This is a genomic window from Streptomyces sp. NPDC006208, from assembly GCF_040613775.1.
Classification (GTDB): Bacteria; Actinomycetota; Actinomycetes; order Streptomycetales; family Streptomycetaceae; genus Streptomyces.
On the sequence record NZ_JBEXSW010000017.1, the window covers coordinates 142,932 to 154,358 of the forward strand.

Annotated in this window: 8 protein-coding genes and 1 pseudogene; 8 read left to right on the plus strand and 1 reads right to left on the minus strand. The window is 72.4% G+C overall.

From position 1 onward, the window contains the following. Positions 1-276 precede the first annotated feature (276 nt). From ABZ208_RS16535 to ABZ208_RS16555, 5 genes are all read left to right on the plus strand, one after another. The gene (locus ABZ208_RS16535; RefSeq protein WP_328396576.1) at positions 277-1,488 is read left to right on the plus strand and encodes an NADP-dependent malic enzyme; all 1,212 of its coding nucleotides are present in this window, start codon (positions 277-279) and stop codon (positions 1,486-1,488) included. 716 nt (positions 1,489-2,204) lie between these two features. After that, positions 2,205-2,783 carry a phosphoesterase gene (locus ABZ208_RS16540; RefSeq protein WP_356910175.1) on the plus strand — a complete coding sequence of 193 codons (579 nt, stop codon included), beginning with the start codon at positions 2,205-2,207 and terminating at the stop codon, positions 2,781-2,783. Then, positions 2,780-4,345, plus strand: a complete 1,566-nt coding sequence (locus ABZ208_RS16545; RefSeq protein WP_356910176.1) for an alkaline phosphatase D family protein — start codon at positions 2,780-2,782, stop codon at positions 4,343-4,345. Before ABZ208_RS16540 ends, ABZ208_RS16545 begins: the two co-directional genes overlap by 4 nt. 72 nt (positions 4,346-4,417) lie before the next feature. Then, positions 4,418-5,383, plus strand: a complete 966-nt coding sequence (locus tag ABZ208_RS16550) for a zinc-binding dehydrogenase (RefSeq protein WP_356910177.1) — start codon at positions 4,418-4,420, stop codon at positions 5,381-5,383. Positions 5,384-5,484: 101 nt separating this feature from the next. After that, positions 5,485-6,837, plus strand: coding sequence for a cellulase family glycosylhydrolase (locus ABZ208_RS16555; RefSeq protein ID WP_356910190.1), 1,353 nt, complete (start codon positions 5,485-5,487; stop codon positions 6,835-6,837). Here ABZ208_RS16555 and ABZ208_RS16560 read toward each other — a convergent pair. Further along, the gene (locus ABZ208_RS16560) at positions 6,815-7,660 is read right to left on the minus strand and encodes an MBL fold metallo-hydrolase (protein WP_356910178.1); all 846 of its coding nucleotides are present in this window, start codon (positions 7,658-7,660) and stop codon (positions 6,815-6,817) included. The genes ABZ208_RS16555 and ABZ208_RS16560 overlap by 23 nt on opposite strands. A 118-nt stretch (positions 7,661-7,778) precedes the next feature. Here ABZ208_RS16560 and ABZ208_RS16565 point away from each other — a divergent pair, with 118 nt between their 5' ends. From ABZ208_RS16565 to ABZ208_RS16575, 3 genes and pseudogenes are all read left to right on the plus strand, one after another. Beyond that, positions 7,779-10,535 (plus strand): ABC transporter substrate-binding protein, encoded by a 2,757-nt coding sequence (locus ABZ208_RS16565; protein WP_356910179.1) that lies wholly within the window; start codon positions 7,779-7,781, stop codon positions 10,533-10,535. Between the two features lie 48 nt (positions 10,536-10,583). Continuing rightward, complete coding sequence (locus tag ABZ208_RS16570; RefSeq protein ID WP_356910180.1) at positions 10,584-10,793, plus strand: HTH domain-containing protein; 210 nt, start codon at positions 10,584-10,586, stop codon at positions 10,791-10,793. After that, positions 10,793-11,332, plus strand: a pseudogene (locus ABZ208_RS16575) (Clp protease N-terminal domain-containing protein); the annotation flags it as partial. The gene ABZ208_RS16570 and the pseudogene ABZ208_RS16575, both read left to right, overlap by 1 nt. Positions 11,333-11,427 lie beyond the last annotated feature (95 nt).

Sequence of the window (11,427 nt, forward strand, 5' to 3'; positions counted from 1 at the left end):
CCTTGGCAGCACCTGGCGTGCTCGCCCGGGTTTGCGGCTATGAGTCGCGTCACCGGCCCGTTAACGACTCGTCGAGGCCGGTGTCGGTCGGGTAAGAAGGATCCTTACACCCCTCATCCGGGGCTCAGGGCGCGTTGTGCGGCGCGCCCGCGCGTACGTACCTCACCTCGTCAGGCGGGCCAACCGCTGGGACGGGGAACGGACGCGGTGCCCGCCCACCCCTCCTCAACCAGGAGTGGCCACCCTCAACAGATGAAGACTTAAGGGGTCAAACCAATGGCAGCGGAGATCGTCAATCCTCGCAGCGACAGTACGGGTACGGAGAGTGCCGACGAGCCCTTCGATCCGGCCTTCGCGCTGCACCGCGGCGGCAAGATGGCCATCCAGGCCACAGTGCCCGTGCGCGACAAGGACGACCTGTCACTCGCGTACACGCCTGGCGTCGCCAAGGTGTGCACAGCCATCGCCGAGCAGCCTGAGCTCGTCCACGACTACACCTGGAAGTCGCAGGTCGTCGCCGTCGTGACGGACGGGACCGCGGTGCTCGGTCTCGGCGACATCGGCCCGGAGGCGTCGCTTCCGGTCATGGAGGGGAAGGCGATCCTCTTCAAGCAGTTCGGCGGCGTGGACGCGGTTCCGATCGCCCTCGCCACCACCGACACGGACGAGATCGTCGAGACCGTCGTGCGTCTCGCGCCGTCCTTCGGCGGAGTGAACCTCGAGGACATCTCGGCACCGCGGTGCTTCGAGATCGAGCGCAAGCTCAAGGAGCGCCTCGACATCCCCGTCTTCCACGACGACCAGCACGGTACGGCCGTGGTGACCCTCGCCGCCCTGCGGAACGCCGCGAAGCTGACCGGGCGTGGTCTCGGTGACCTGCGCGGTGTCATCTCCGGCGCCGGTGCGGCCGGTGTGGCCATCGCGAAGTTCCTGCTCGAGGCCGGTCTCGGCGATGTCGCGGTGGCCGACCGCAAGGGCATCGTCAGCCGCGACCGCGACGACCTGACTCAGGTCAAGCGCGAGCTTGCGGAGATCACCAACAAGGCCGGGCTCACCGGCTCGCTGGAGACCGCGCTGGCGGGCGCGGACGTCTTCATCGGCGTTTCCGGCGGCACCGTGCCCGAGGAGGCCGTCGCGTCGATGGCGCCCGGTGCGTTCGTCTTCGCCATGGCCAACCCGAACCCCGAGGTCCACCCCGACATCGCGCACAAGTACGCGGCGGTCGTGGCCACGGGCCGGTCGGACTACCCGAACCAGATCAACAACGTGCTGGCCTTCCCCGGCATCTTCGCGGGCGCGTTCCAGGTGCGGGCGTCCGCGATCACCGAGGGCATGAAGATCGCCGCGGCGAACGCGCTGGCGGATGTGGTCGGCGACGCGCTGGCGGCCGACTACGTGATCCCCTCGCCGTTCGACGAGCGTGTCGCCCCGGCGGTCACGGCTGCGGTCGCGGCGGCCGCGCGCGCGGAGGGCGTGGCGCGACGCTGAGGTTCGTGCACGCGGCGAACGGGCCGCGTCGTACCACCCGGCCGGGGGTACGACGCGGCCCGTTCCGCGTCTGCGTGGACTCGTGGGGCCGGGCTGCGCCGGACGGGTGAAGTACGGCGCCGAGCTCATGGACGAGGCCCTGAACGGCACCTTTCGCCCCGTCGACGTCGTCGACCCTGGGGGCGGGCGGGGGCGTCCGTGAAGCGCATCGCACCGAAGCCGGGTGCGCAGCCGCCCCGCCCGGCAGCTGCCCGGCGGTCGCGCAGCCCGCCGGGCCCGGCGGGCCCGCGTTGACCGGCCTTCGGCCGTCCGCACCGGCTCAGCCCCTTCCGCTTCCCTTCTGGCCACCGTCCGGGCTGTTCGGCTCTCCGTCGGGCATCGTGCTGGTCGGGTCGGCTTACCGCTGTGCACCGTCCGGGCTGTTCGGCTCTTCGCCAGGCGCCCTGCTGGTCGGGTCGGCTACCGCCGCGCGCCGTCCGGGCCCTTCCGCTTCCCGCCGCGCATCTGCCGGTCCGATCGGCTGCCGCTGCGCGCCGTCCGGGCCGTTCGGCCGACCGGCGATCACCGTGGCGGCCGCCGTTGCCGGGTGGGCACCCGGGGCGTCCGGGCGCGGCAGCCTGGCTCGTTTCATGCCACTGTTCCGGTCCGCGCCTTCCCAGGTTCACCTCGCACTGCTGTGATGCGACGCGCCAACCCCCGTTCCACAGGAGGCGCGTGTGAATCTGGTCGTCAACGGCGACGCCGAGACCGGGCCCGGCGGCAGTGCCGAACCCGTCGGTTCCGTCACCGGATGGGTCATCAAGCAAGGGGCGCCCGCGCTCGTCGGCTACGCACTCGGCAGCGGGTATCCGACCGCCGCCGACCCGGGTCCCGCCCAGCGCGGGAGCAGGTTCTTCAGCGGCGGCAACTCGCCCCGCACCGCACTCGTACAGGACATCTCCCTGCCCGCCGCCGGGGCGACCGGCCGGGCCGCCGTCGATGCCGGCCTGGTGCGGTACACCGTCGGCGCCTGGCTCGGCGGTTACGCCACGCAGGAGGACGGCGTCCGGCTGTCCGTGGAGTTCCGCGACGCCAAGGGCACGCCCGTCGCCCTCTCCGTGCTCGGCCCGGTGACGGCCGCCGAGCGCGGCTCCCGCACCGGCCTGGTCGAGCGGACGGCTTCCGCGGCCGTCCCGCCCGGGGCCCGTACCGCGCGCCTCCTGCTCGTCTTCACCCGCAGCGGTGGCGGGACCTCCAACGACGGGTACGCCGACGCCATATCGCTCAGCCTGACGGCCACGGGGGTACGCAAGTGACCAGGCTCAACCGACGTGATCTGCTCAAGGCCGCCGGTGCCGTGGGCGCGCTCAACCTCGCCTGGCCGCTGAGCGCCGGACTCTCGCCGGCGCAGGCGCGTGAGGCCGCGGAAGCCCTCGGTGCCGACTACGACCCCGCACCGTTCACGCTCGGTGTCGCCTCCGGGGATCCGCAGCCGACGAGTGTCCTGCTGTGGACCCGCCTCGCACCCGAACCGCTCGCCGCCGAGCAGGACCTGCCCGAAGTCGTCGAGGTCGACTGGGTCGTCGCCACCGACCCCCGGCTGCGGCGCGTCGTCGCCCGTGGCACCGCCACCGCCTCGGCCACGCTCGGGCACAGCGTGCACGTACCGGTCTGCGGGCTGCGCGCGAACACCCGCTACTGGTACGGCTTCACAGCCCTCGGCCGGACGAGCCGTACCGGCCGCACGAAGACCGCGCCGGTCGGCGCCGTCTCGTCCGTACGGTTCGCCGCCGCCAACTGCCAGGCCTTCCACGACGGCTTCTACGCCGCCCACCGCGGTATCGCCCGCGAGGACGTCGACTTCGTCGTCCACCTGGGCGACTACATCTACGAGCACGGCCAGGTCGGTGGCGTCCCGGCCGACCATGTCCGTGACCACGAGGGCCCGTCGGTCTTCACCGTCGCCGACTACCGCCGCCGCCACGCGCTCTACAAGGGCGACGCATCCCTGCGCGAGGCCCACGCCGCCCACCCCTGGTTCCTCACCTGGGACGACCACGAGGTCGCCAACGACTACTCCGGCACCGGCGGTGGCGCGCCGTTCATGCAGCGCCGGGCCGCCGCGTACCAGGCCTGGTACGAGAACATGCCGCACCGCGACGCCGGTGCGTCCGCCCTGCCCGACCCCGAGATCCACCGGGTCCGCCGCTGGGGCGACCTGCTGGAGCTGACCGTCCTCGACCTGCGCTCGTACCGCTCCGCGCAGAACCTCGCCGACGGCACCATCCTCGGGGCCGAGCAGAAGTCCTGGCTCAAGCAGGGCATCGACCGCGCCCCCGACTCCTGGCACGTCTGGGCCAACTCGATCATGCTCAGCCAGCTGCGCGGGCGGCCGGGCGGCTCGTACATGTTCACCGACCAGTGGGACGGATTCCTCGCCGAGCGCAAGGAGGTGCTGGGGCATGTCCACAGCAGCGGGCTGGAGGACCTCGTCGTCATCACCGGCGACTGGCACTCCGCCTTCGTGGACGACATCAGGACCGACTTCGACGACACCTCGTCGCCGGTGGTCGGTACGGAGTTCACGGCGCACTCCGTCACCTCGGGCGCGTACTCCGCGGACTGGAACCGGACCAACGGCCCCCTCATGGGCGCCGCCAACCCGCATCTGAAGTACTTCGAGGGCAATCGCTACGGCTACGACGTCTACGAGGCCACCCCGGAGCGCTTCAGCGCCCACATGCGGGTGATCGCCGACCGCCGCGACCCGGTGTCGCCCGTGACGACGCTGACCACGTTCCATGTGGACCGCGGCGGGGTCGGCTCGTACGAGGACCCGGCGACGAAGAACTCTCCGGCGCAGTACCGAAGGGACTAGAACGGCCTAGGGACGCGTGTCACACCGGTGCGCGGTTCCGCCGCGCACCGGTGCCGCCCTATCGTCAAGGTCATGTTCGCCGCCTACGCCGCCCGCATCGACCGTGACCAGCCGCTCAACGGCCTCGAACTGGGCGAACGCCCCGCTCCCGAGGACCGTCCGGGCTGGACGACCGTGACCGTCAAGGCTGCCTCCCTCAACCACCACGACCTGTGGTCGCTGCGTGGTGTGGGCCTCTCCGAGGACAAGCTGCCGATGATCCTCGGCTGCGACGCCGCCGGCATCGACGCGGACGGCAACGAAGTCGTCCTGCACTCGGTCATCGGCCAGAGCGGTCACGGCGTCGGCCCGGACGAGCCCCGCTCCATCCTGACCGAGCGCTACCAGGGGACCTTCGCCGAGCAGGTCTCCGTGCCCACCTGGAACGTCCTGCCGAAGCCCAAGGAGCTCACCTTCGAGCAGGCCGCGTGCCTGCCCACCGCGTGGCTGACCGCCTACCGCATGCTCTTCACCAACGCGGGCGTCCGTCCTGGCGATTCGGTCCTCGTCCAGGGCGCGGGCGGTGGTGTCGCCACCGCCGCGATCGTGCTCGGCAAGGCGGCCGGGCTGCGGGTGTACGCGACCAGCCGCGACGAGGCCAAGCGCAAGCGTGCCGTCGAGCTGGGTGCGGAGGAGGCGTACGAGCCGGGCGCCCGTCTGCCCCGGCGTGTGGACGCGGTCATCGAGACCGTCGGCGCCGCCACCTGGTCGCACTCGGTCAAGTCGCTGCGGCCCGGCGGCACGCTGGTGATCTCGGGGGCCACGAGCGGCGACCGGCCCGCGCACGCCGAGCTCACCCGGATCTTCTTCCTGGAGCTGAAGGTCGTCGGCTCGACCATGGGTTCCAAGGACGAGCTGGAGGACCTGCTCTCGTTCTGTGCGGCCACGGGCGTGCGGCCGGTGATCGACGAGGTGCTGCCGCTGGACCGGGCACGGGAGGGCTTCGAGAAGATCGCTTCCGGCGACCTCTTCGGAAAGATTGTCCTGACGAACCCTTGATGGGTCGTCAGATCTGCTGATGGGATCTCCGGCACTGTCGCCGACCGTGCCGGAGGTTGCCCGTGTACCGCCTGCTCGCCGTCCTCGCCTGCTGCCTCGCCCTGCTGACCCCGGCCACCGCCCACGCCGACCACCACCGGAGCGGCATACCCCCGCTCACCGACGACCGCGGCCGGGTCCTCACGCTGCGCGGCTGGAACGTCGAGGACAAGACCCACCGGGGTGATCAGGCCCTGACGGCCATCACCGAGAAGCACTTCCGCGACCTGCGTGCCCAGGGCTTCAACTTCGCGCGGCTGCTGGTCTTCTGGGACGACCTGGAGCCGGAGCGCGGGCGCTACAGCGAGGCGTATCTGCGCAGGATCGAACGCATCCTCCACTGGGCAGAGAAGTACGGCGTCCAGGTGCTCATCGATGCCCACCAGGACGTCTTCGGGCCCGCCTTCGGACATCGCGGCATCCCCGAATGGGCCACCCGCACCGACGGCCTGCCCTTCACCCCGCACCCGGACGACTGGTTCGCCGAGTACTTCGAGCCCGCCGTGCAGCGCGCCTTCACCCACCTCTACGAGGACCCTGACCTGCGCAGCGCGCAGGCACGCATGTGGCGGGTGCTGGCCGGCCGGCTGGGGGACCATCCGGCCGTCCTCGGCTACGACCTGATCAACGAGCCGATGGGCGAGATGCGCGAGGGCGAGGATCTGCCGACGGCGGCCCGGCGCATCGAGCGCGAGCAGCTCACCGCGATGTACAACCGCCTGGCGGACGCGGTCCGTTCGGTCGACGACGACACATGGCTCTTCGTCGAGCCGACGCCGATCGTGGGGGAGGGCGTACCGACCGGACTCGGCAGGATCGACGACCCGAAGGTCGTCTACGCCCCGCACTTCTACAACACGGCGATGGAGGCGGGAGCCGACTACGACCCCTCGGCGGGCTGGATCGAGTCCTACGAGGCGGCCGTGACCGCGTACCCCGAGGAGTACCGCGTGCCGGTCGTGGTCGGCGAGTGGGGTCCGCTCAACCACGCACTCCCCAACATGCCCCGCTTCTATCGCGACGCACTGGTGTCGCTGAACCGCTACAGCTCGGGCTGGGCCGGGTACGTGTGGTGCTACGGAGGCGGGTACTGCGCCGTGGACGACGCGGGCCGCTTCCGTACGAACAAGGAGCAGACCGCCGCCCCGTACGCCCCGGCCGTGGCGGGCCGGGTCGCGGCCGATGCGTACGACTCCGGGAGCCGGGCCTACCGGCTGGAGTACCGGGCATCCCGGCGCTCCGCGGTCACGGAGATCTCGCTGCCGCCGAGCGCGGCCGGCTGGCGGATCGAGGTGGCGGGTCCCGCCTGGACGAGCACGCGTACGGTCCCGCCGCAGCGCGCGGCCACGGTGCGGGTCCACGCCCGGCCCGGCGCGCAGGTCACCGTCCTCGTCACTCCTGGTACACCACGATGAAGTCACCGCACGGGCCGTGGCGCCCGTCCAGGGCATCACGCAGCCGGCGCAGATGGCCGGACGTGAGCTGGAGCGGCGGCTCGTCGGGCTGATGAGTGGTGCCCCGGGGGTAGTCCTCGTCCGGGGTGCGGGTCATCTCGATGTGGCAGCCCAGGATGTGCGTCACCGGGGTCGTCCCGCAGAACGCCATCAGGCGGTCGACGGTGGCCCGGAAGGAGGCCAGGTCCCTGACGTACAGTCGCCCCGGGTAGAGGGAGTCGCCGGTCAGCAGCAGGCCGGTGTGCCGGTCATGGAAGACGACCGCGGCCTCCTGGTGCCCGGGGCCGGGCAGCAGGTCGAGCACCCGCCCGCCGAGATCCAGCTCCGCGGCCCGCAGCGGCCACTGCTCGAACCCGAAGTACGCCGTCACGGCGTCGAGCGACGGCCCGACGACCTCGGTGTGCGGGCGGTCCGCGAACTGTCCGTCGCCCGCGATGTGGTCCCCGTGGCCATGGGTGTGGGCCACGACCAGCCCGTACCCCTTGCGCGGGTGGCGGGCGAGCCACTGCTCGACCAGCGTGTCGACGGTGGCGCGCAGCGGCAGGTGCGCGGGGTCGGGGCTGGCGCCGGTGTCCAGCAGCAGCGCCCGTTCGTTCCCGAACAGCAGGAACAGGAACGGGGCTTCGTGGTGCACGGACATGTTCTGCCGCAGGATGACGGTGTGCTCGGAGTACGCGTGGACCTGGATCTCCGGGGCGGGGTCATGCTTGGGCGAGGGCCAGCCGGCGTGCCAGTCGACCTCGAGAGAGCCGGTGACGGGGGCGCCCGTACGGAAATCGATCACATCGCACACGGTACGCCCGGTGGGGATGGGCCTGCCGTGTCCCTGACGGTTGCACACCGCTGGTGCGGGGCACGACCCTTGACACTCACGTGATCGCACGTGCAGGGGAGGGGGAACAGTGTCAACGGGGGAACCGCACAGCCGGATTCCGGCCTATCCGGGCGTCGAGCGTTTCGTCGACGCCTTCGACAAACTGGTCGTCCAGCCGCGCCGCAGCCGCAGCCGCGTGCCGGTGGTGCTGCTGAGCGAGCCGGGCAGCGGTCAGGCGGGGCGCCGGATCGTCGCCGGGTTACGGTCCCGGCTGCGGGGGCGCGAGAGGGGGCTCGCGCCGCACGCCTGGCTGCCCGACGCGCCCGCCGACCCGGCCGAGGCGCCGCTGAACCTCTTCGAGCAGATCACCTACCAGCTCGACGCGACCATGCCGCCCGGCACCGGACGGCTGCGGCTGCCCTCCTACCGGCTGCTGCGCGCCGTCGTCACCGCGCCCGCCGCCGGCGGCCTCATGGAGCGCCGCCCGGGGGAGCTGCGGGACCACTGCTACGCGGAGCACCGCGAGGTGTCGGCGCTGGCCCGCGGTCTGTGGTGGCTGGGCGGCCGGGATCAGGCAAACGGTGGCACCCTGCTCGAACTGCTGTGGAACTTCATCGCGGGCCCGCTCTTCCAGCGGCTGCCGCGGGCCCTGTACGGGCGGCGGGCGGGCCGCCGGATGCTGGGGCGCGGCCGCGGGGGCGGCCGCCGCTGGTACGCGGAGTGGGTGCGCCAGCAGCAGGGCACCCCGCCCACCGACTTCTTCCGCTCGGCCCTCGACCTGGTGGACAGTGGCTCGGACGGGGATCCCGAGCAGCTCGACCGGATCCTGGTGCACGCGCTGCTCGCGGACCTCGAGGCCGCCGCCCGCAAGCGGCTGTTCAACCCCTGGCGGCGCCGCCGGGTCAGCCGCTTCGTGCTGCTGGTGGAGGAGGCGGGCCCCGCCGAGTCGCGCGTGCAGCGGTTCCTGCGTGAACTGCGCTCCGCGATGGAGGACTTGCGGTGCACCTCGGTGGTGGCGGTGGCCGCGGGGGTGCGCACCCTCGCCAGCAGGATCCCCGACATCGAGGTCCCCGGCCTGTCCGCCGCCGGCGCGGACCTGGCCAACATCGCCCAGCGCGGCACTCCGCCCGGGCGGCCGTCCGGGATGGTGGTGCCGGTCGCCGAGGGCCCCGAGGACGACCAGGCCGCGACGTACTGGCTGGGCCGCTGGCCGACGCTCGCCCCGCCCGCCATGCGGTGGGGGCCGGGGGCCGAGGTGGTCGGGGTGCTCGGCGCGGGGGCGCTCGCCCTGGTGCTGACCGGGGGGCTGGTCGCCGGGGTGCCGTTCTCGGCGGACGGCCCCGATCCGTGTCTCGGTTCCACCTTCCTCGGCACGGACGGGCAGTGCGTCGGCGTCGCGGAGGGGGCCGCGTCGTTCGGCGCGGCCGACAGCGACCGGGCCGTACGTGACGTACTGCAGCGCATCGAGCGGCAGAACGAGCAGGTGGAGAAGGAGCTTTCGGGCCGGCGCGACGACGATCCCCGTCCGCGTGCCCGCACGGTCGTCTACTTCGGGGCGCTCAGCGGCGGCAAGGACGCCGAGGACCCGGTGCGTGGCGGCACGCTCGCCGAGCTGCGCGGTATCGCCCTCGCCCAGGCGTATGTGAACGGGCAGGCCCTGGGCTCGGGGGAGCGGGTGCCGCTGCGGGTGCTCGCGGCGAACGCGGGGGACCGGTTCAAGGACGCCCCGGCCGTGGCACGCCGGATCGTGGAACTCGCCGACAAGGACAGCTCGATCGTCGGGGTCGTCGGCTTCGGGCAGAGCCGCCGCAACACGTACGAGGCGATAGGCATCTTCGACGACGCGGGGCTGCCGATGGTCGGCACCTCGGGCACCGCCGACGAGCTGCTGCGCCAGGGCGGGCACTACTACCAGACCGCACCGACAGACACCCGGGCCGGCCAGGTGATGGCGTCGTTCGCCGAGCATGCGCCGATGGTGGACGGGAAGTCCGCGGTGCGGGTGCGGCTGATCGCCGATCCTTCCGACGCCTACAGCGCGAGCCTCGCGACAGCCTTCCGTACGGCGTACGGGGACGAGCGCACCGGAATGCTTCTGTACACGCCGACGGATGCGCCCGAGCCTTCTCCCATGCCGGGCGGTCCGGCCGGTTCCACCGTCGCGACCGTCGACGATCTGGCGCGCGAGGTGTGCCGGGCCGTGGCCGAGGAGCCGCGCACGGCGGTGGTGTGGGCGGGGCGGGGCAGCCAGTTCCAGTTGTTCCTCGGCGAGTTGACGCGGGATGCGCGGGACTGTCCGGAGGTGAGCGTGCTCGGTGGCGACGACGTCACCAACGCGCTGACGGAGGAGCGCAGGCCGTGGGAGGTGTTCGCCGGGCTGACGCTGTACTACGTCTCGCACGGCCGGGCCCCGGTGCTGGCGGGGGCGAGCGGTGAGGCGGCGGCCTTCCTCTCGGAGTACGACCGTACCTACGCCAAGGACCATGGCACCCGGACGGGCGCAATGCGCCAGGACGCCCATGTGGCGCTCGCCTGGGACGCGATGCGGTACCTCGCGGAGGGTGTCGACCAGGCGTGGAGGGGCACCGGCGGACACGACGAACGCCTCGACCGTGGGCTGCTGCAGGCGGTGCTCTACCAGGGCCTCGGCGGCGGGGGCTTCGACGGGGCCACGGGCCGGATCGACGCCCACGGGGCCTCGGGCGGGGGCCGGCTGACGGAGAAGAAGCTGATAGCGGTCGAGCGCGGGGGCGCGAAGGGGTCGCAGACGGTGCTGCTGTGCGGGACGGTGGCGCGCGGCGACGTGCGGGGTACGTGGGGGCCGGAGAAGCACCCCTGCCCCTGACGTCAATGAAGGTTGACAACGGTCATGATGTCAACGTAGGTTGACATCATGACCGAAGCAACGGATCTCGCCGAGCTGGCGGGGGACCGCGATCCGCGGATCGGGCTGCGCGCCGTCGCCGCACTGCGGCGGCTGCTGGAGCAGCTCGAAGCCGTTCAGGTGCGCAGCGCCCGCAATCAGGGATGGTCGTGGCAGGAGATCGCCGCCGAGCTCGGGGTGAGCAGACAGGCCGTGCACAAGAAGTACGGGAGGCAGTGATGTTCGAGCGGTTCACCGAGGACGCGCGTGCGGTGGTGACCGGGGCCGTCGCCCGGTCCGAACGGGCCGAAGCGTCCACCGTCACCGAGGAGCACCTGCTGCTCGCCCTGCTGGACCTTCAGGGCGGGCGGGCGTCGTTCGCGTTCCGCGTGCTCGGAGTGAGCGACCGGCGTGAGGCCCTCGAGTCGTCGCTCGACCGGGCGCGCCGCCGCGGCGGCCTGACCAAGGCGGACGAAGGCGCCCTGGCCGGACTCGGCATCGATGTCGCCGAGATCGTCGCGCGGGTCGAGGAGGTGCATGGAGAGGGCGCGCTGGCGGGCGACCGCAAGAACCGCCGGTGGTGGTCTGGTCACCGCTCCCTCACCCGCGGTGCGAAGGACACCCTGGTGAAGGCGCTGCGGATCGCGGTGGGCCGGCGCGACCGCGTCATCGGCGCCGAGCACATCCTGCTGGCGCTCACGGCCCGGCCGGGCGTGGTGGCCGAGGCGCTGGCCGACCACGGGGCGACGTACACGGCGGTGGAACGGGCGCTGTTCGGCACCGGGGGCGGGGGAGCGGCAGTCGAGCGCCACGGTCCTGGTCTACAGCGACGACTCCAACACGCGCGAGCAGGTCAGGCTGGCGGCGGGACGCA